Source organism: Bradyrhizobium sp., assembly GCF_004799405.1.
Taxonomy (GTDB): domain Bacteria; phylum Pseudomonadota; class Alphaproteobacteria; order Rhizobiales; family Xanthobacteraceae; genus Bradyrhizobium.
In genome coordinates, this window is record NZ_SSMW01000080.1 from 98,623 (window position 1) to 117,809 (window position 19,187).

The 19,187-nt window shown below is 63.4% G+C and carries 18 protein-coding genes; 14 read left to right on the forward strand and 4 right to left on the reverse strand.

Annotated elements, in window-relative coordinates; translation table 11 throughout:
* Positions 1-82: 82 nt before the first annotated feature.
* On the reverse strand, positions 83-1,141 hold the full coding sequence (locus E7813_RS12685) for a polysaccharide deacetylase family protein (RefSeq protein ID WP_291574370.1): 1,059 nt from the start codon (positions 1,139-1,141) through the stop codon (positions 83-85).
* Between the two features lie 165 nt (positions 1,142-1,306).
* On the opposite strand from E7813_RS12685, the gene E7813_RS12690 reads away from it, so the two are divergent.
* From E7813_RS12690 to phoB, 11 genes are all read left to right on the forward strand, one after another.
* Positions 1,307-2,698 carry an OmpA family protein gene (locus tag E7813_RS12690; protein ID WP_291574371.1) on the forward strand — a complete coding sequence of 464 codons (1,392 nt, stop codon included), beginning with the start codon at positions 1,307-1,309 and terminating at the stop codon, positions 2,696-2,698.
* A 5-nt stretch (positions 2,699-2,703) separates the two neighbouring features.
* Positions 2,704-3,000 (forward strand): hypothetical protein, encoded by a 297-nt coding sequence (locus E7813_RS12695; protein ID WP_291574372.1) that lies wholly within the window; start codon positions 2,704-2,706, stop codon positions 2,998-3,000.
* 37 nt (positions 3,001-3,037) lie between these two features.
* Positions 3,038-3,553: a DinB family protein gene (locus E7813_RS12700; RefSeq protein ID WP_291574373.1), complete on the forward strand. Its 516-nt coding sequence runs from the start codon at positions 3,038-3,040 to the stop codon at positions 3,551-3,553.
* 263 nt (positions 3,554-3,816) lie between these two features.
* Positions 3,817-4,872 (forward strand): lysylphosphatidylglycerol synthase domain-containing protein, encoded by a 1,056-nt coding sequence (locus E7813_RS12705; RefSeq protein ID WP_291574374.1) that lies wholly within the window; start codon positions 3,817-3,819, stop codon positions 4,870-4,872.
* 33 nt (positions 4,873-4,905) lie between these two features.
* Positions 4,906-6,204 (forward strand): ATP-binding protein, encoded by a 1,299-nt coding sequence (locus tag E7813_RS12710; protein ID WP_291574375.1) that lies wholly within the window; start codon positions 4,906-4,908, stop codon positions 6,202-6,204.
* Positions 6,205-6,343: 139 nt separating this feature from the next.
* A complete protein-coding gene (pstS, locus tag E7813_RS12715) occupies positions 6,344-7,354 on the forward strand; it encodes a phosphate ABC transporter substrate-binding protein PstS (RefSeq protein WP_291574376.1) in 1,011 nt (336 codons plus the stop codon).
* A 207-nt stretch (positions 7,355-7,561) separates the two neighbouring features.
* Entirely contained in the window at positions 7,562-8,560 is a 999-nt protein-coding gene (gene pstC / locus E7813_RS12720; RefSeq protein ID WP_291574377.1) for a phosphate ABC transporter permease subunit PstC, read from the forward strand.
* 4 nt (positions 8,561-8,564) lie between these two features.
* Positions 8,565-9,410, forward strand: coding sequence for a phosphate ABC transporter permease PstA (pstA, locus tag E7813_RS12725; protein ID WP_291574378.1), 846 nt, complete (start codon positions 8,565-8,567; stop codon positions 9,408-9,410).
* On the forward strand, positions 9,407-10,228 hold the full coding sequence (gene pstB, locus E7813_RS12730; protein WP_291574379.1) for a phosphate ABC transporter ATP-binding protein PstB: 822 nt from the start codon (positions 9,407-9,409) through the stop codon (positions 10,226-10,228). Before pstA ends, pstB begins: the two co-directional genes overlap by 4 nt.
* Before the next feature lie 12 nt (positions 10,229-10,240).
* A complete protein-coding gene (gene phoU, locus E7813_RS12735) occupies positions 10,241-10,957 on the forward strand; it encodes a phosphate signaling complex protein PhoU (RefSeq protein ID WP_291574380.1) in 717 nt (238 codons plus the stop codon).
* Positions 10,958-11,017: 60 nt separating this feature from the next.
* A complete protein-coding gene (gene phoB, locus E7813_RS12740) occupies positions 11,018-11,722 on the forward strand; it encodes a phosphate regulon transcriptional regulator PhoB (RefSeq protein ID WP_291574381.1) in 705 nt (234 codons plus the stop codon).
* 120 nt (positions 11,723-11,842) lie between these two features.
* Here the strand turns inward: phoB and E7813_RS12745 are convergent, their stop codons facing one another.
* Positions 11,843-12,352 carry a GcrA family cell cycle regulator gene (locus E7813_RS12745; protein ID WP_291574382.1) on the reverse strand — a complete coding sequence of 170 codons (510 nt, stop codon included), beginning with the start codon at positions 12,350-12,352 and terminating at the stop codon, positions 11,843-11,845.
* A gap of 437 nt (positions 12,353-12,789) precedes the next feature.
* Between E7813_RS12745 and E7813_RS12750 the strand changes: the two genes are divergently transcribed.
* From E7813_RS12750 to E7813_RS12760, 3 genes are all read left to right on the forward strand, one after another.
* On the forward strand, positions 12,790-14,001 hold the full coding sequence (locus tag E7813_RS12750) for an aspartate aminotransferase family protein (RefSeq protein ID WP_291574383.1): 1,212 nt from the start codon (positions 12,790-12,792) through the stop codon (positions 13,999-14,001).
* On the forward strand, positions 13,998-14,936 hold the full coding sequence (argF, locus tag E7813_RS12755; RefSeq protein WP_291574384.1) for an ornithine carbamoyltransferase: 939 nt from the start codon (positions 13,998-14,000) through the stop codon (positions 14,934-14,936). Before E7813_RS12750 ends, argF begins: the two co-directional genes overlap by 4 nt.
* Before the next feature lie 189 nt (positions 14,937-15,125).
* Positions 15,126-16,130, forward strand: coding sequence for an Hsp33 family molecular chaperone (locus E7813_RS12760; protein WP_291574385.1), 1,005 nt, complete (start codon positions 15,126-15,128; stop codon positions 16,128-16,130).
* Between the two features lie 38 nt (positions 16,131-16,168).
* Here E7813_RS12760 and E7813_RS12765 read toward each other — a convergent pair whose 3' ends face one another.
* Together E7813_RS12765 and apaG are read right to left on the reverse strand one after the other, a co-directional pair.
* Positions 16,169-18,193 carry a caspase family protein gene (locus tag E7813_RS12765; protein ID WP_291574386.1) on the reverse strand — a complete coding sequence of 675 codons (2,025 nt, stop codon included), beginning with the start codon at positions 18,191-18,193 and terminating at the stop codon, positions 16,169-16,171.
* Positions 18,194-18,660: 467 nt separating this feature from the next.
* Positions 18,661-19,053, reverse strand: coding sequence for a Co2+/Mg2+ efflux protein ApaG (gene apaG / locus E7813_RS12770; RefSeq protein WP_291574387.1), 393 nt, complete (start codon positions 19,051-19,053; stop codon positions 18,661-18,663).
* Between the last annotated feature and the right edge of the window lie 134 nt (positions 19,054-19,187).

Sequence of the window (19,187 nt, forward strand, 5' to 3'; positions counted from 1 at the left end):
TTTGTCAGCGGTTTTGAGCGCGGGCAGCGAGCGAGTCAAGGAAAGCGGTACTTCCCTTCTCGCTCAAGGGGGCGTCAGATGATCACGCCGCATCGATCCGGCGGAAACCGTTCCACATCGCGGTGGCGGCGCCGGAGGTCAGGACCGGCAGGATGCGGGTGTCCTGATAGTTGCCGTTGAGCGAGACCCGCGGCAGCGCGGTCAAATGTCCGGCGCTTTCGGCAAAGATCATGCCCGGCCGCGTCGTTACCGCGGTCTTGAATCCGGCGGTATTGGCCAGCGCGAATTCGCGGGCGCCGGCGGCGATCCTGTCGCCATAGGGATAAGCGAGATGGATCGCGGGGCGCTGCAGCGCGCCTTCGATGCGCTCGCGGCTGACGACCATCTCCCGGGACGCAATCTCCTCGGTCTGCTGGGCGAGATTGCGGTGGGTGATGGAATGCGCGCCGAAACTGATCAGGGGATCGTTGGCGAACGACTTCAACTCGTCCCAGGACATGCAGAGCTCGCGGCAGATCGCGGTTTCGTCGACGCCGTAACGCGCGCACAGGGCGGCGATTTCGCGCTGCATATTATGGTCGCCCGGCAATCGGCGCAGCCAGTCGTGCAGACGATCGAACGCGGCCTGCTTGGCCGCCGGGGTGGAAGTATCGAGGCGGACCGCCGCGCCGCCGATCCCGGTTTCGATCGAGGAGGTCCCGGCGATCGCCATCTCCAGCGCGATCCACCACAGCCGGCCGGTGCCCTCCGCGAAATCGCTCGCCACATACACGGTAAAGGGCGCCTTGAACTCCCGCATGATGGGTAGCGCGAAATCGCGGTTGTCGCGATAACCGTCGTCGAGCGTGAAACAGGCAAAACGCCGCGAAAAGTTACGCTCGAGCAGCCGCTGATGCACCTCGTCCATGCTGACGATGTCGATATCCTGGGCCCGAAGGTGCGCCAGCATCGCGCGCAGGAATTCGGGCGTGACTTCAAGGTGGTGATTGGGCTGGAACTCGGCATCACGGGCCGGGCGAACGTGGTGCAGCATGAAAATGGCGCCGACACCGGCAAAGATCGGCCGCAGCAGATAATGCGCGCCGGTAAAGTAAAGCGCTCCCAGTCCGGCGCGGATGACGTTGTTGCGGAATTGCTTCATCGAGAGGGCAGGCCGGTTGGGATGCGATTCTGAAACTAGCGGGGAACCGCTGAAGAAACGGTTAGTCCGAGGGCTGTCCGCTCGACGGACCACCCCTGTTATTTCCAGTTTGACAGCCTCGCAAGGGTTTGTTTTCTCTCGTTCCCGGACCCCGCAGGACGTCGAATGCACGGACTTTTCAGTTGGAGCAGCAAATGGTGGCCGGGTGTTGTTCCGCTGGTCGTTCTTTGGATTGTCGCGGCCTGGACCAATACGGCGCCTGTTGAAGCCGATCTGGCGGCGCGAAGCACCGCCGCGTTGAAGGATACCGTGCTCGACAAAAGTAGAATCGCGGCTGCCGGCCGCGATGTCACGTTTGCGGCGGATGCTTTCTCGGAAGACGGCCGCCGCAGTGCGGTGGCCGCGGTGAAAGCTGTTCCAGGGGTGCGGCTGGTCAACGACGAAACCCGCCTTGTCCCGGAAGCCAAGCCGTTCGTCTGGTCGGCCGAGCGCGACGTCGTCCGGGTTACGCTGGGCGGCAGTTCGCCGCTGCCGGCAACCAAAGGCAAGCTGGTTGAGGCCGCCCATGCGAGTCTCGGCGGCGTCGAGGTGGCCGATCAGATGAATCTGTCGCGGGGCGCGCCGCCGCGGTTCGACAATGCCGCGTTGCTGCTGATCGATCAGATCGGAAAATTGAAAGACGGCAAGATCGTGATTTCGGACACCAATGTCAGCCTTTCCGGCATGGCGCGCGATCTGGGCGGCCGGGAAGCGATCGCCGCCGCGCTGAAGAATCTGCCGGAGGGGTTTTCGGTCGCCGCCAACGACATCAAGGCGCCGCCCTACATCTTCCAGGCCTACAAGGATCCGGTCGCCGTGACGCTGACGCTGACCGGCTATGTGCCGGACAACAGCGTCCATGCCGCTACAGCGGCGGCGGGACGCAAGTTCTTCGGCGAGAAGGTAGTCGACAATCTCAAGGCCAGCGTCGGCGCGCCGTCCGGTTTCGCCAACGCCGTGGCGCCGGCACTGGGTGCGCTGTCGCGGTTATCGACCGGTACGCTGGTGGTGTCCGACCGTGAGGTGAAGCTTTCGGGCGACGCCTTCTACGACTCGGCGGCGGTTCAGATCCGCAGCGGCCTCGGCAAGGATTTCCCGAAAGACTGGCAATTCAAGGCCGACGTATCGGTGAAGCCCGCGGCGGCGCCGGTGGATGCCACCGTGTGTCAGCAGTTGTTTTCGGATTTGCTCGCCAGGGGAAAAATCCAGTTCGAATCCGGACGCGCCACCATCGATCCGGATTCGGCCGGGCTGCTCGACCGCCTGATCGAAACGGCGATGCGCTGTCCGACCGCCAACATCGAGATCGCGGGACACACCGACGCCGATGGCGAGGCTAGTTTCAACCAGACGTTGTCCGAAAAGCGCGCCCAGGCGGTAACGGACTATCTGGTCAAGGCCGGACTACCCGCCAATCGCTTCACGCCGATAGGCTATGGCAGCACCCAGCCGGTGGCATCAAACGATACCGACGAAGGCAAAGCGCAGAACCGCCGCATCGATTTCGTGGTGAGGTAACGGCGATGGCATATCTGGCGACATTTCATTGGGGCTGGCTGCTGGCATCGCTGTTGCTGGGTCTGGCGATGGGCTGGATCGCGGTGGTTCACCGCGGCCCGGGCGTCTCGAAGCCGACATCGCGCTGGCTCGCGGGACTGGCGGCGGCACTGGTCGCGGTGGCGCTCGCGCGCGTGATCCCGGGCCGTCCCGGTTACTGGCTGGATCTCGGCCTCATCCTGTTCGTGTTCTATCTGGCGGGCTGCGCGGTCGGATCGTGGCTGCGCGACCGGGTGGTTTCGCGCAGCGCGCCGCTGGCTTGAACCCCCGCCGTTCGTTGTCACTCGAGGTGAGGCATCCATGACCCCCACGGCCCACTATCGGATGTTCGGTCACTACAATGCGTGGGCCAACAAGCGGCTTTACGACGCAGCCGCGCAGCTAACGCCCGAACAATATCGCGCCGATCGCGGCGCCTTCTTCAAATCGGTCCACGGCACCCTCAATCACCTTCTGGTAACCGATCGGATCTGGATGCAGCGCTTTACCGGCGAGGGCGACGCGCCGAACCGGCTGGATGCGATCCTGTTCGAGACTTTCGAGACCTTGCGCGCCGCGCGCGAAGCGGAAGACCGGCGGATCGTCGATTATGTCGACCGGCTCGATGACGCGCGGATCGCCGGAACGATCAAATACCGCCGCGTCTCGTCATCGGAACAATTCGAGCAGCAACTGGCCCCGGCGCTGGCGCACTGGTTCAACCACCAGACCCATCATCGCGGTCATGTCCATGCCATGCTGACCGGGCTGGTCGGCCAAGCGCCGGAACTCGATTTATTGTATTTTCAGCGGTTGTCGGCAAAATCCGCCGCCTGAATTCATGAAAGCTTCGCCTGTCATGCGCAGGGTTCCGGCCGGGGGATTGGGCGGTCGGAGCGAATGCAGCAAAACCGAGCATTCCGGCGCCGCCAATACCTCCTAATATGTTGAAGGAGTTTTATTTTATTCACATCAAGCGAATTCCACTCCGGCTCAAAACACGCTACGACAGGGGTCAGGGAGCAGGCGTGGCGCTGGCGAGGTTCACTTGCAAGGTTCACCTGGCAGTTACCGCGGCGGGATCGCAATTCGAGGTCTAGATGCTGGAAGCAATACGCAGGGCGGTCTCGTTTCTGCGCCAGAATCAAATCCTGCATAAGCTGGGTATTGCGGTCAGCGTCACCGTCATCGGGATCGCATGCTACGTGCTTTATCATATGCTGCGGGGCATCGATGTCGACGAAGTCGTCGAGGCCATCAAGCAGACCGAGCCAAGCGCGATCGCGCTCGCCGGGCTGTTTGTGGCCGCGGGCTATTTCACGCTGACATTCTATGACCTGTTCGCCGTTCGCGCGATCGGCCGCAAAGATGTCCCCTACCGCGTCAACGCGCTCGCAGCTTTCACCAGTTATTCGATCGGGCACAATGTCGGCGCCAGCGTCTTTACCGGCGGCGCGGTGCGCTATCGCATCTATTCCGCCTGGGGGCTCAATGCGATCGAAGTCGCCAAGGTCTGCTTCCTGGCAGGCCTGACATTCTGGCTTGGCAATGCCGCGGTACTGGGACTGGGTATCGCCTATCATCCGGAAGCGGCCAGCGCGATCGATCAGCTTCCGCCCTGGTTCAACCGCCTCGCGGCATTCCTCATCATCCTCGCTTTGGTGACCTATGTGGTCTGGGTCTGGATGCAGCCGAGGCGGGTTGGCCGCGGCCCCTGGACCGTGATGCTGCCGGGCGGTCCGCTGACGCTGCTGCAGATCGTGATCGGAATTGTCGATCTCGGCTTTTGCGCGCTGGCGATGTATGTGCTGGTGCCGGACGAGCCCAATCTCGGCTTTGTCGTGGTCGCGATTATTTTCGTGTCGGCGACCCTGCTGGGCTTCGCCAGCCATTCCCCCGGCGGGCTCGGCGTGTTCGACGCCGCCATGCTGGTCGGGCTGTGGCAGATGGACCGGGAAGACCTGCTGGCGGGGATGTTGCTGTTTCGCGTCCTCTATTATATTGCGCCTTTCGTCATATCTGTAATCTTGCTGACGTTTCGGGAAGTTATCCTCGGCACCCGGTTGAAACGACTGCGTCAGGCGAGTGCAGCCCACGACGTTGAGCCGAAGCGTGAAGCCGCTTATGCGCGCAAGCGCAGGGACACCGGCGCCTGACCTACGCCAACCGAACGGGAGGAGATGGGCCCAATGGCGATAGACGCTCCTTCTGAATCCTTCTTTTCGCCGTGGCCGGACCGGTTGCGGCATTCGGCCATCATCCTGCTCACTGCCGGGCTGGCGCTGGCCGTGCTGGTGGTCTTCGGCGAACTCGGGCTGCTGCGCGCCGCCGCGGTCTTTGGCTGCATCGCCGCGGCCGCGCTGGTGCCATGGCGACTGCACAACGTCATCGTGTCGCGGGACGACATCCGCGGCGTCAACCCGGTGGAGTCGGCGGCGGTCAGCGCCATCGTGTCGGGCATGCCCGATCCCGCGGTGCTGCTCGATCGCGCCGGCCGCGTCATTCACCTGAATGCGGCCGCGGCGCAACTGGCGCCGGCGCTGCGCAGGAACGAACTCGCGCAATTCGCGCTGCGTTCGCCCGAAATCATCACGGCGCTGCGCGAAGCCATCGCCACCGCCGAAACCCGGCGCGCCACCTATCTCGACCATGTGCCGGTCGATCGCTGGATGGAATTGATCATCACGCCGGTGCCGGTGCCGACTTTGTTCGGCGGTACCGACAAGTGCATGCTGATGACGTTCCACGACCAGACGCCGCTGCGCCGGGTCGAGGAAATGCGCGCCGATTTCGTCGCCAATGCCAGCCACGAATTGCGCACGCCGCTGGCCGCCTTGTCGGGCTTCATCGACACGCTGCAAGGGCCGGCCAAGGACGACGCCAAGGCGCGCGAGCGCTTTCTCGGCATCATGCACGCCCAGGCGACGCGGATGGCGCGGCTGATCGACGATCTGCTGTCGCTGTCGCGGGTCGAACTCTCCGCCCATGTCCGCCCCGATACGTTGGTGGACATCGTCCCGATCATCCGCCAGGTCGTGGATGGGCTGGAGCCGCTGGCGCGCGAACGCCAGGTCGCAATCGATACCGATCTGCCGGACCCGCCGGTTTTGATCGCGGGCGATCGCGAAGAGCTGCTGCGGCTATTCGAAAACCTGGTCGAGAACGCGCTGAAATACGGCGCGTCCGGCGGCAAGGTGATCGTCTCGCTCAGTCAGGCGTTATCGGGCGAAGGCAGTCCGGAAGTTCGCGTCATGGTGCGCGATTTCGGCCCCGGGATCGCGCCCGAGCACCTGCCGCGGCTCACCGAGCGGTTCTATCGGGTGGATGTCGGCGACAGCCGCGCCCAGGGCGGTACCGGTTTGGGTTTATCGCTGGTTAAACATATCGTTAACCGCCATCGCGGCCGGCTCTTGATCGAAAGCGTGCCGAAAAAGGGTGCCACTTTTACCGCCTGTTTTCCCCAGGCCAGGGCGCCGTCTGGAACTTAAAAGCAAGCGATTTCAACCCCTTGGCTATGTCATCCGACTGTCATCAAAGCTTCGTAAAAGCAGCATCGACCGCACCTAAACGGGCGGCGTGAGCGCACTCGGGCGTGTTTGGCGCTTCGCTCACAGATGGAGACATCCCATGAATTTCGTGAAAGCAATCGTCGCCGCCGGCCTGGTCGCCGCGTCGACGTCGGCGTTCGCCGCCGATATTACCGGCGCGGGCTCAACCTTTATCTATCCCGTCCTGTCCAAATGGGCGGATGCCTACAAGAAGGAATCCGGTAGCGGCGTGAACTACCAGTCGATCGGGTCCGGCGCGGGCATCAAGCAGATCCAGGCCAAGACCGTGACCTTCGGCGCCACCGATATGCCGCTGACGGTCGCTCAGCTCGAGAAGGACGGCCTCTCGCAATGGCCGACGATCATGGGGGCGATCGTCCCGGTCGTGAACATCGAGGGCGTCAACGCCGGCGACATGGTGCTGGACGGCGATACGCTCGCCAAGATCTATCTCGGTACCATCACCAAATGGGATGATCCGGCGATCAAGAAGCTCAATCCGAAACTCAATCTGCCCTCGGCCGCGATCGCGGTCGTTCACCGTTCGGACGGATCGGGCACCACCTTCAACTTCAGCGATTACCTCTCCAAGGTCAGCGCCGACTGGAAATCCAAGGTTGGCGAAGGCACCACGGTCGAGTGGCCGGTGGGCGTCGGCGCCAAGGGCAACGAGGGCGTTTCCGGCAATATCGGTCAGACCAAGAACGCGATCGGCTACGTCGAATATGCCTACGCCAAGCAGAACAAGCTGACCTACACCAAGCTGGTGAACAAGGGCGGCAAAACGGTTGAGCCAACCATGGAAGCCTTCAAGGCCGCCGCCGCCAACGCCGACTGGGCGCACGCCCCGGGCTATTATCTGATTCTCACCGACCAGCCGGGCGACAAGTCCTGGCCGATCACAGCGTCGACCTTCGTTCTGATGCACAAGGAGCCTGCCGATAAAGCGAACTCCGCCGAGGCCATCAAGTTCTTCAAGTTTGCCTTCGAGAAGGGTGACAAGATGGCTGAAGACCTCGACTACATTCCGATGCCGGAGTCGGTGGTCAAGACGATCGAGAAGACCTGGTCGGCTGATATCAAGAGCTGATCTTGAGCCAGACACTCGCGCCCTTTCGTTGGTGGGTGCGAGTGAGTGACCGAGCCCGGAATCCATAACCGCCATGGGAAGTATGGATTCCGGGTCTCCGCGTCGGGCCGGCGATACCGAAGCTTCAAGGGTTAAGCGGTCCGTGCGTATCGCTCAAAAGCGTAGCGACTTCCTCGTCGCTTTGAATTAGAACAACAGGGGATTGGCGTGGCAGACATGGCCGTTCAGAGCGACGTGATGGAAGCCGCTGGACCTTACGATCGCGCCCGCGCGCTCAATGCCTTCAAACTGGGCGACGTCAGCTTCTATTGGATCACGCGCGTCTGCGCCATTTCGGTGCTGCTGATCCTCGGCGGCATCATCATTTCCCTGATCGTCGGTGCATGGCCCGCCATCGTGGCGTTCGGGCCTTCGTTTCTGACGACCGCCCGCTGGGCGCCGTCGGCCGATCCGCCGGTGCTGGGCGCGCTCGGCCCGCTCTATGGCACGATGGTGACTGCGGTGATCGCGATGATCGTCGCCATTCCCGTCGGTCTCGGCATCGCGATCTTCCTGACCGAGCTATGTCCGCAATGGCTGCGGCGCCCGATCGGCATCGCCATCGAGTTGCTCGCCGGCATTCCCTCGATCATCTACGGCATGTGGGGCTTCTTCGTGCTGGGTCCTTTCCTGGCCAATTACTTTCAGCCGCTGGTGATCGATACTTTTGCCAATGTTCCAGTGCTCGGCACCATCTTCGCCGGTCCGCCGTCCTATCTCAGCCTGTTCAACGCCGCGCTGATCCTGGCGATCATGGTGCTGCCCTTTATCACCGCGATCTCGGTCGACGTGTTCAAGACCGTGCCGCCGGTTCTGAAAGAGGCCGCGTACGGCGTCGGCTGCACCACCTGGGAGGTGGTGCGCAACGTGGTGATCCCCTACACCCGCGTCGGCGTCATCGGCGGCATCATGCTGGCGCTGGGCCGCGCGCTCGGCGAAACCATGGCGGTGACTTTCATCATCGGCAACGCCTTTCGCATCAACGGCTCGGTATTTTCGCCGGGCACGACCATCTCGGCCGCGATCGCATCCGAGTTTGCCGAAAGCGACGGCCTGCATCAGTCCGGCCTGATCCTGCTCGGCCTGTTGCTGTTCGTGCTGACCTTCTTCGTGCTGGCGGCGGCGCGGCTGATGCTGCTTCGGCTGGAAAAGAAAGCCGGGAAGTAAGATCATGAACCCGATCTATCGCCGCCGCCGCCGCAACGACATCGTGATCCGGCTGCTCTGCCTCTGCGCCGCGATCTTCGGCGTCACCTGGCTGGCGCTGATCCTGTTCACGCTGTTCTACAACGGTCTCGCCGGCATCAGCCTGCAACTGTTCACCCAGAATACCCCGCCGCCGGGGTCGACCGAGGGCGGCTTGCTCAATGCCCTCGTTGGCTCGATCATCATGACCGTGATCGGCGTCGGTATCGGCGCGCCGCTTGGCATGTTCGCCGGCACTTATCTGGCCGAATACGGCAGGAATGACCGCCTCACCTCGGTGATCCGCTTTATCAACGATATTCTCCTCAGCGCGCCGTCGATCATCATCGGCCTGTTCGTATACGGCGCGGTGGTGGTGCCGATGGGCGGCTTCTCCGCGCTGGCCGGTTCGCTGGCGCTGGCCGTCATCGTCATTCCGGTCGTGGTGCGCACCACCGAGGACATGCTGCTGCTGGTGCCCAATCCGTTGCGCGAGGCGGCGTCCGCGCTCGGGCTGCCGCGATCGCTGGTGATCAAGCGGATCGCCTACCGCGCCGCGCGCTCCGGCCTCATTACCGGCGTGCTGCTGGCGACCGCGCGCGTCGCCGGCGAAACCGCGCCGCTGTTGTTCACCGCGCTGAGCAACCAGTTCTTCAGCTTCGACCTCACCAAGACGATGGCCAACCTGCCGGTCACCATCAACAACTTCGTGCAAAGCCCCTATGCCTACTGGAAGCAACTCGCCTGGAGCGGGGCCTTGATCATTACCCTGACCGTTCTTGCCCTGAACATTGGCGCGCGTATTCTTGGCGCCGAGAGGACCGCAAAATGAGTGAAGTTTCACTTTCGATGAGCCATGCCGCCGGACCGGTTCCCACGGTGACATTGCCGGAGGCGCCGGCCAAGATTACCGCGCGCAACCTGAACTTCTATTACGGCGAGCATCATGCGCTGAAGAACATCAACCTGACGCTCGGCGCCAACCGCGTCACCGCCTTTATCGGGCCGTCCGGCTGCGGCAAGTCGACGTTGCTGCGGATTTTCAACCGGATGTACGACCTCTATCCGGGACAGCGCGCGACCGGCCAGCTGATGCTCGATTCCACCAACATCCTCGATCCCAAGCTCGACCTCAATCTGCTGCGCGCGCGGGTCGGCATGGTGTTCCAGAAACCGACGCCGTTTCCGATGACGATCTACGAGAACATCGCGTTCGGCATCCGGCTTTACGAGAAGATCTCGAAATCCGAGATGGACGGCCGGGTCGAGAGAGCGTTGCGCGGCGGGGCGCTCTGGAACGAGGTCAAGGACAAGCTCAACGCCTCCGGGCTCAGCCTGTCCGGCGGCCAGCAGCAGCGGCTTTGCATTGCCCGCACCGTGGCGGTGCGCCCCGAGGTGATCCTGTTCGACGAGCCTTGCTCGGCGCTCGATCCGATTTCGACCGCCAAGATCGAGGAATTGATCCAGGAACTGGCGGACGACTACACCATCGCCATCGTCACCCACAACATGCAGCAGGCCGCCCGCGTTTCGGACAAGACCGCGTTCATGTATCTCGGCGAACTGATCGAATTCGACGACACCAACAAGATATTCACGTCGCCGGGCGATCGACGTACCCAGGACTACATCACCGGCCGGTTCGGCTAAGGGAGAACACAGATGGGTTCCGAACATACCGCCAAGGCGTTCGACAGCGATCTGCAGGAATTGACCCGGCTGGTCGCGGAGATGGGCGGTCTTGCCGAGCGCATGATCGTCGAATCCGTCGATGCGCTGATCCGCCGCGACGTCGCGCTCGGCAAGCGGGTCGCCGAGGCCGACGCTGAAATCGACAACCTGCAGCGCCTGATCGAGGAACGTGCGGTGCTGACCATCGCGCGGCGCCAGCCGATGGCGGTGGACTTGCGCGAGATCGTCGGCGCCATGCGAGTCGCCACCGATCTTGAGCGGATCGGCGATCTCGCCAAGAACATGGGCAAGCGTGTCGCCGCGCTGGACAGCGATTTCCAGCCGCTGAAGCTGATCCGCGGCCTCGAGCACATGACGGATCTGGTGCAGTCGCAGGTGAAATCCGTGCTCGACGCCTATGCGGCGCACGACCTGCCGGCGGCGATGACGGTCTGGAAGGGCGACGAGGAGGTCGACGCCCTCTGCACCTCGCTGTTCCGCGAGCTCTTGACCTATATGATGGAAGATCCGCGCAACATCAGTTTCTGCATCCATCTGATGTTCTGTGCCAAGAACATCGAACGAATCGGCGATCATGCCACCAACATCGCCGAGACCGTGTTCTACATGATCGAGGGGCAACAGATCCTCGACAAGCGCCCGAAGGGCGACATGACGACATTTGCCTCCGTGGTACCCGGAAACTGACGCGGGTGCGGCTGAATGTTGGACCCGACGCGGACCAGGCAGACTAGAAAGGCTACGCATATGAGCGCGCGCATTCTGGTGGTGGAAGACGAGGAAGCCCTGACCACGCTGTTGCGTTACAACCTCGACGCGGAAGGCTACGATGTCGAAACGGTCGGGCGCGGCGACGATGCCGATACCCGGCTGAAGGAACACGTTCCCGACCTGATCGTGCTCGACTGGATGCTGCCGGGCCTGTCCGGCATTGAGCTGTGCCGCCGCTTGCGGGCGCGGCCGGAGACGCGGCAATTGCCGATCATCATGCTGACGGCGCGCGGCGAGGAAAGCGAGCGGGTCAGGGGCCTTGCGACCGGCGCCGACGACTACATCGTCAAGCCGTTTTCAGTACCGGAACTGCTGGCGCGGGTGAAGGGCCTGTTGCGCCGCGCAAGTCCCGAGCGTCTTGCCACCATTCTCACCTATGGCGACATCGAACTCGATCGCGACAAGCGCCGCGTGGTCCGCTCGGGCCGTCCGGTCGATCTCGGCCCGACCGAATATCGCCTGCTGGAATTTTTTCTGGAACATCCGGGACGGGTGTTCAGCCGCGAGCAACTGCTCGACAGCGTATGGGGCCGCGACATCTATATCGACGAGCGCACCGTGGATGTGCATATTGGCCGGTTGCGCAAGCTGCTCAACCCCGGCCGCGAGCAGGACCCGATCCGCACCGTACGCGGCGCCGGCTACGCGCTGGACGACCGGTTCGCCAAGGCGGGGGAATAAATCATCACCGAGCAAACACCGACCTCATCCTGAGGAGCGCGCACTTGCGCGCGTCTCGAAGAATGGCGGCTTGGGATGCTTCGAGACGCGCCTGCGGCGCTCCTCAGCACGAGGGTCCGTTTATCTTGTCGGCTTCGGCGGCTGACGCCGGCGGTCGCTCGCCGGCTGATAGGCGATCCGCGAATGATGCGCGCAATAGGGCAGGCTGACCAGCGCCTTGCCGCCGCAGAAAAAGAATTCCGTGCTCGAGGGATCGCCGATCGGCCAGTGGCAGGTGGACTCGTTCAGTTCCAGCAGCGACAGCCGCTGGCTCATCGGCACCACATTGTCGTAGGCGATCGGGTCCGGCTCCATCTCGACTTCGAACGCGTGCGCCAGCGCGGTATTGCCGCGCGAGGCCGGACGCGAAACCCGCATCATGTGCTGGGCCGGGCGGGCCTTGCGCTGGCGGGGCGCTGCCGAGGAGGGGCTCTTGGCGCGGCCGGACAGGCCCAGCCGGTGGACTTTGCCGATCACGGCATTCCGGGTCACATTTCCGAGCTCGGCGGCAATCTGGCTGGCCGAAAGCCCGGCTTCCCAGAGTTTTTTCAATTGTTCGACGCGATCGTCGGTCCAGGTTAACACCGTCATCGCCTTCTTCCCTCTATGTCGCGCCGGCCATTTTTTGCGGCAGCGCTGCGACGTCCAATTCTCCAAAATCCCTGCAGGCAGAATCCCTTAGCCATCGCCGGGCGCGGAAAGCACGCCCGGGCGTTTACGCCGAACACTGGACTGGTTAAGGATTAGACCCCGCCGCACGAGATGTCGTACCCGACAACCCGAAGGCTACAATATGCCGTGACTCCCGCGCAAGAGTCCGGCTCAACGCGTCCACACTTTCCGTGCGACCAACGGATTCCTGTGTTTCGGGTTCCATTTGGCAGGTTGACAGTTTTCGCGGTCCGCCTAGAATGAATCCCACGTGCCGCCCTGAAAAGGCGGCACGTTTTGTTTTTCCGGGCTGATCGTCGATGCGACCCCGCGGCAATGCGCGTATCGAAAACCGGCCCCAACCTTCAGTGATCGCCATGACCAAGAGCGCTTCGTCGCATCTGCTCCCCGTATTCGCCAGGGCCGACCTCGGGTTCGAGCGCGGCGAGGGCGCGTGGTTGATCGCGACCAATGGCGAGCGCTATCTCGATTTCACCTCTGGCGTCGCCGTCAACGCGCTCGGTCATTGCCATCCGCATCTGGTGGCGGCCTTGCAGGAACAGGCGACCAGGCTGTGGCACATGTCGAACCTGTTCAAGAGCCCGGACGGCGACAAGCTCGCCGCACGACTCTGCGAGCAAAGCTTCGCCGATTTCGTGTTCTTCTGTAATTCCGGCGCCGAGGCGATGGAATGCGCGATCAAGGTGACGCGCAAACATCACGCCGCCAAAGGCCATCCGGAGCGCTACCGGATCATTACCTTCGACGGCGCGTTTCACGGGCGAACGCTGGCGACGCTGGCCGCGACCGGGTCGGCGAAATATCTCGAGGGTTTCGGGCCGCCGATGGATGGCTTCGACCAGGTCGCGCTCGGCGATCTCGACGCCGTCAAGAAGGCGATCGGGCCGCAGACCGCCGGCATCCTGATCGAGCCGGTGCAGGGCGAAGGCGGCGTGCGCGCCGCGCCGCATGCGTTCTTTAAGGAGTTGCGCAAGCTATGCGACGAGCACGGCCTGCTACTGATGTTCGACGAGGTGCAGACCGGCATGGGCCGCACCGGCGACCTGTTCGCCTACAAGCGTCTCGGCGTTACACCCGACGTGATGTCGCTGGCAAAGGCGCTCGGCGGCGGTTTTCCGATCGGGGCCTGCCTGGTGACGGCTGACGCCGCAGCCGGCATGACGCCGGGCTCGCACGGTTCGACCTTCGGCGGCAATCCGCTGGCGATAGCTGCCGCGAACGCCGTGCTCGACGTGATGCTCAAGCCCGGTTTCTTCGAGCATGCGCAGAAGATGTCACTGCTGCTCAAGCAGAAGCTCGCCTCCGTGGTCGATCGCCATCCCGGCGTGCTTGCCGAAGTGCGCGGCGAGGGACTGCTGATCGGCCTCAAGGCCGTGGTGCCGTCGGGCGATCTCGTCAACGCTTTACGCGATGAAAAGCTGCTCACGGTCGGCGCCGGCGAAAACGTCGTGCGGTTCCTGCCGCCGTTGATCGTGACCGAAGCCGAGATCGAGCAGGCCGTGCAGCGGCTCGAGCGCACCTGCGTGACGCTGTCCGGCAATGCGTTGAAACGGGCGGCGGGGCAATGAGCCAGGCCCTTCGCCACTTTCTCGATATCAACGAGCTTCCGACCAAGGAGCTGCGCAACATGCTCGCCGCCAGCGTCGCCATGAAGGCGAAGCTGAAGGCGCAGAAAAGCTCGGGCGCCAAGCCGGTCAAGCCGCTCGAAGGCAAGACGTTGGCGATGATCTTCGAAAAACCCTCGACCCGCACCCGGGTATCGTTCGACGTCGGCATGCGCCAGCTCGGCGGGGAGTCGATCATGCTGACCGGCGCGGAAATGCAGCTCGGCCGCGGCGAAACCATCGCCGACACCGCGCGGGTGCTGTCGCGCTACGTCAACGCCATCATGATCCGTATTCTCAATCACGAGGCGCTGCTGGAGCTCGCCGCCTTTGCCACCGTGCCCATCATCAACGGGTTGACCCGGCGGTCGCATCCCTGCCAGGTGATGGCGGACTTGATGACGTTCGAGGAACATCGCGGCCCGATCGAGGGCCGCACCGTCGCCTGGTGCGGCGACGACAACAATGTGCTGGTGTCATGGGCGCATGCGGCGGAGCGGTTCAACTTCAGGCTGAATGTCGCGACCCCGCCGCAGCTGAAGCCGAACAAGGCGATGAAGGACTGGATCAACGCGACCAAGGCCAAGGTCATGCTCGGCAGCGATCCGGAACGGGCGGTGCGCGGCGCCGATTGCGTGGTCACCGACACCTGGGTCTCGATGGGCGACAAGGATGGCGAGAACCGCCACAACCTGTTGAAACCCTATCAGGTCAACTCCAAGCTGATGTCGCTGGCAAAACCCGATGCGCTGTTCATGCATTGCCTGCCGGCGCATCGCGGCCACGAAGTCACCGACGAGGTAATCGATGGCCCGCAGTCGGTGGTGTTCGACGAAGCCGAGAACCGTCTGCACGCGCATAAGGGCATCCTGGCCTGGTGCTTCGACGCGGTGGCGTGATGCAAGTGACATCGTCGTCCCCGCGAAGGCGGGGACCCATACCGCGTGATCTCGCGGTTTCGCGATGTCGTAGACATCTTTTTTCACAATCGACGCCCGGGATTGTGGGTCCCTGCGTTCGCAGGGACGACTCGTTGAGACAGGTTTCGCCCCTTTCGATTCCGGCCCGCCGACCCCAGATAAAGCGCCATGACCCAACCCTCCCCGGACACGAAAATCTCCCTTGAAACGCCGATCCGTGCGCCGTCGGCCGTTCCGGTCGATGACGCGGTGCTGCCGTTCGAGGTCGCTTCGCTCGATCTGCGCGGCCGCCTGACCCGGCTTGGTCCCGCACTCGACGACGTCCTGACGCGGCATGATTATCCGGCCCCGGTCGGCAAGCTGCTCGGCGAGGCGATCGTGCTGACCACTCTGCTCGGTTCGTCGCTGAAATTCGAGGGCCGCTTCATCCTGCAGACCCAGACCGATGGCCCGGTGTCGTTCCTGATCGTGGACTTCCAGGCGCCGGATCGCCTACGCGCCTATGCGCGCTTCGATGCCAGGCGGCTCAAGGACGGTCAGGATTCCGGCGCGCTGCTGGGGCACGGCCATCTCGCCATGACCATCGATCAGGGCCCGGACATGAGCCGCTATCAGGGACTGGTGGCGCTCGAAGGCGGCAGCCTGGAAGACGCCGCGCACGAATATTTTCTGCGCTCCGAACAAATTCCGACCCGGGTGCGGCTTGCGGTCGGCGAGGAATGGCGCGGCGGCGGCCAGGGCCCCAGACACCGCTGGCGCGCCGGCGGCATGCTGCTGCAATTCTTGCCGAAGGCGCCGGAGCGGGCGCGCCAGGCCGACCTGCACCCCGGCGATGCGCCGGAGGGCGCCGTCACCCACACCGTGGCGGAAGACGATGCCTGGATCGAAGGCCAGTCGCTGATCGCGACCGTCGAGGATGTCGAGCTGATCGATCCGGATCTGTCGGGCGAGCGGCTGCTCTACCGGTTGTTTCACGAACGCGGCGTGCGGGTGTTTTCGCCGCTGCCGTTGCGCGCGCAATGCTCCTGCTCGCGCGATGCGGTGTCGGCGATGCTTGCAAGCTTCGCGCCCGATGATCGCGCCGGCATGGTCAAGGACGGCAAGGTGGTGGTGACCTGCGAGTTCTGCAGCTCGGTCTATGAATTCACGCCGCAGGAAGCTGGCGTGGAGTAGGCATCGGGGTCGTGCCGCTAACGCCGCGTTGAAGCGGGCTAGTTCTTCGCCAGGCCGTGACGCTGACATCTGCGGCCGATGAACTCGCCGGTCGACAGGCAGCTGGAATATTCGGAGTCGCAATGGTAGCCCTGCCTGCCGATCTCGGCGGCGTGGCGCTTGCAGCCGGCATATGCCGCCGAACAGGATCTCGCCCCGCAGGCTGCGCCGCCGGCGCCGCTATAGGACGGCTCGCCAGCCGGCGCGCGCTTCGCGCTGGGCTGCGTCTCTTCCGGCGCCCGTTCGCGCTTGGCCGTTGGCTTTTTCTCCCGGAGCCGCTCGCAGGTGTTGTCGTCGCCGACCTCGTAGCCCGCCTTGCAAACGATCCTGCTGCAGGTGTCGCCGTCAGCCTTGTAGCCGTGCCCGCAGATCAATGGACAGACCCGCTCGTTCCGGTGCCGCAACACGTCAAGCGTATCGAAGCTGGCGACCCTGGTATCGAGCGTGGTGCCGGCATTCTTGTTGAACAAGGCAAGCGAGTGTTGGGTGGTATCGTTCCAGTTGCCGTCGACCGAGCCGGTATAGCAGCCGAGCCGGTGTAACTCGGTTTGCAGCAGGCGAGGTATCTGCTCGTCGGTCGGCCTGGTTTCGTCGGGCTTGTCCGCCGGCGAAAGCGAGGCGAGCGGGCCGATCGGGTGATCCGCTTCGGCCTTGATCCTGGCGGCGGCTTCGGTGCGCTGGGCTTCAGCGATCCTCGCATCCTCAAGCGCCTTTTGTAACGCTGCGGCGCGCGCCTCCGCGGCGCGCGCTTCCTCGTCGGCCTTCGCTTTGGCGGCGGCAGCCTTGGCCTCTTCCGCTATTCGAACGAGACGGGCCTCCGCGGCCTTTTCTTCCTCGATCTTTCTGAGATTTTCAGCGGCTATCCTGGCCTCTTCTGCGACCGCCGCGGCGCGCTGAGCTTCGGCGAGCTTCGCTTCCTGTTCGGCCTTCTTCTTTTCCGCGGCAAGGCGCGCCTGCTCGGCTGCCTTGGCGTCTGCTGCGGCCTTGGCCTGTTCGGCGGCTTTTGCGCCCTCCGCCGCGAGCCTTGCCTTTTCTTCCTCCGCCGAGCGGGCCTTTTCGGTGGCCGCAACGCGAGCTTCCTCGGCTGCCAGCTTGTTGCGTTGGGCCTGCGCGAGCTTCGCGTAATAGCCGTCGGGATGGGTCGCCAGGAAGAAGTCCCAGGCCTCCTTGGTTGCGATGCGCTCGACAAATTCATAGTCGCGCCGGATCGCGTCGGAGGGATCGGGCGCGGGACTGACCGGCGCGCTCAAGACGGGCGCCGGCACAAGCGCGATATCGTCGCCACCGAGCGAGCCGTAGACGAACGGCTCCTGCCTGTTTTTGGTCGCCTTCAGGACGTCGTCGCGTACGAAGCCGAAGGCCTTGCGCAGATCGAGTCCCGGCTTGGTCAGGTGTTCGGCCAGAGCGGTTGCGAACGGACTGTACTCGCCGTCGCCGTCGAAGGCCGTGAAACCGGCTTTCGCCGCGAATGCGATCATGGTGTTGGAACTGGCCGGCTCGACCTTGGCGAGGCCTCGCCCAATGCCGCGCTGTCCGATCGTTCGCCTCATGGTCCTGGCGAACGGATTGTCGCGGCAAGCGTCGAGGATGATCAGCCGCAACTTCCTGGCCGGCTCGACTGTGACCAGGATTCGGTCGAGCGGAAACGCCTCGTCGTAGACGTCGGTGTCGCGTTCCAGCGCCGCGTCGACCGGGATCAGATAGTTGACGCCGTCCACCTCGATGCCATGTCCCGCGTAATAAACCACGGCGACGTCGGCATCGCGCACCTGGTCGGCGAAATCGCGCAACACACGGCGCATCTCCGACGCTTTAAGGTCGTGGCGAGATAACACCAGATCGAAGCGGGCATCCTTGAATGTCGCGGTCATGGCGGCGGCATCGTTGAGCGGATTGCTCAGCCGCGCCACGTTCTGATAGTCGGAGTTACCAATAACGAGCGCGACCCGCTTCTCGGCAAAAGCCGGTTGACCAAGCAGGTTGAAAAAAATGGCCACCAGAGCAAAGATCCTGAGACCGCTCATGGAAAACCTCAAACCGCAATACACCGACCCTATCCATGTCGGCTTTTGGCCGCAACATCCAGCCTGGTGAGAGGCCCCCTATGTGAGGCTGCTCACAATCCCTCCTTAGCGCATTGAATTTATTCGGTGATGTCAGGCTCCGCGATCGATTTCGCCCGACGGGCAAATCAGCAATTTCCTGTCAAGCCCTCCCGCGAAAGCGGGTGATCCAGTATTCCAGAGGCGTCAGCGATAGAGTCGAGAGGCGCGGCGTACTGGATGCCCCGCTTGCGCGGAGCATGACGGCTTCATTTGGAGCAGCACCATGCATCACGCGCGGCGTCGTCCTTGCGAACGCAGGGACCCATAACCACAGGAAGTGGGGTTTTGCGAAATTCGTCGAACAGCATCTCTCACAGCAAGCGCCGCGGCGCATGGGTCCCTGCGTTCGCAGGGACGACGGCCGCCAGCGGGCGCGGAAGAAAACCCTAATTCAACACCCGCTTGTTATCCGGACTATCGAGCGAAAATGTCGGCACGTCGATCTCGAACCGTTCGCCGCTTTTGCTCACCATCTGGTAGCGGCCGGTCATGAAGCCTGAGGTGGTCGGGAGCGGGACGAAACTGGTGTATTCGAAGCGCTCGCCGGGCGCGAGCACCGGCTGCTTGCCGATCACACCCTCGCCGCGGACTTCCTGCTTGCGGCCGGAGGCGTCGGTGATGATCCAGTGCCGCGTCTTGAGCTGCACTGTTTCCCTGCCGGAATTGGTGATGACGATGGTGTAGGACCAGAAATACTGGCTCCGTTCCGCCGACGAGCGTTCCGGCAGGAAGTTCGGCTCGACGGTGACTTCGATCTGGCGGGTAACGGTGCGGTACATCCGGGGGATCTTCTCGAATTGGCGGCGTATCCTATCGAAATAATCCCTGGGAAACCAATCGCCGGGCCGGCATCATCCGGCTCGATTGACCGTGGTTTTAACATAGTTCCGGCCCAAAGCCCGCCGGCGCGGCC

Excerpts from the sequence above, each read along its gene's own strand:
- E7813_RS12750 (WP_291574383.1), top strand. The coding sequence starts at position 12,790 with ATGACCAAGAGCGCTTCGTCGCATCTGCTCCCCGTATTCGCCAGGGCC.
- E7813_RS12710 (WP_291574375.1), top strand. The coding sequence starts at position 4,906 with ATGGCGATAGACGCTCCTTCTGAATCCTTCTTTTCGCCGTGGCCGGAC.
- phoB (WP_291574381.1), top strand. The coding sequence starts at position 11,018 with ATGAGCGCGCGCATTCTGGTGGTGGAAGACGAGGAAGCCCTGACCACG.
- pstA (WP_291574378.1), top strand. The coding sequence starts at position 8,565 with ATGAACCCGATCTATCGCCGCCGCCGCCGCAACGACATCGTGATCCGG.
- phoU (WP_291574380.1), top strand. The coding sequence starts at position 10,241 with ATGGGTTCCGAACATACCGCCAAGGCGTTCGACAGCGATCTGCAGGAA.
- E7813_RS12700 (WP_291574373.1), top strand. The coding sequence starts at position 3,038 with ATGACCCCCACGGCCCACTATCGGATGTTCGGTCACTACAATGCGTGG.
- argF (WP_291574384.1), top strand. The coding sequence starts at position 13,998 with ATGAGCCAGGCCCTTCGCCACTTTCTCGATATCAACGAGCTTCCGACC.
- E7813_RS12695 (WP_291574372.1), top strand. The coding sequence starts at position 2,704 with ATGGCATATCTGGCGACATTTCATTGGGGCTGGCTGCTGGCATCGCTG.
- E7813_RS12685 (WP_291574370.1), bottom strand. The coding sequence starts at position 1,141 with ATGAAGCAATTCCGCAACAACGTCATCCGCGCCGGACTGGGAGCGCTT.
- pstB (WP_291574379.1), top strand. The coding sequence starts at position 9,407 with ATGAGTGAAGTTTCACTTTCGATGAGCCATGCCGCCGGACCGGTTCCC.
- pstS (WP_291574376.1), top strand. The coding sequence starts at position 6,344 with ATGAATTTCGTGAAAGCAATCGTCGCCGCCGGCCTGGTCGCCGCGTCG.
- E7813_RS12690 (WP_291574371.1), top strand. The coding sequence starts at position 1,307 with ATGCACGGACTTTTCAGTTGGAGCAGCAAATGGTGGCCGGGTGTTGTT.
- E7813_RS12765 (WP_291574386.1), bottom strand. The coding sequence starts at position 18,193 with ATGAGCGGTCTCAGGATCTTTGCTCTGGTGGCCATTTTTTTCAACCTG.
- E7813_RS12705 (WP_291574374.1), top strand. The coding sequence starts at position 3,817 with ATGCTGGAAGCAATACGCAGGGCGGTCTCGTTTCTGCGCCAGAATCAA.
- E7813_RS12760 (WP_291574385.1), top strand. The coding sequence starts at position 15,126 with ATGACCCAACCCTCCCCGGACACGAAAATCTCCCTTGAAACGCCGATC.
- apaG (WP_291574387.1), bottom strand. The coding sequence starts at position 19,053 with ATGTACCGCACCGTTACCCGCCAGATCGAAGTCACCGTCGAGCCGAAC.
- E7813_RS12745 (WP_291574382.1), bottom strand. The coding sequence starts at position 12,352 with ATGACGGTGTTAACCTGGACCGACGATCGCGTCGAACAATTGAAAAAA.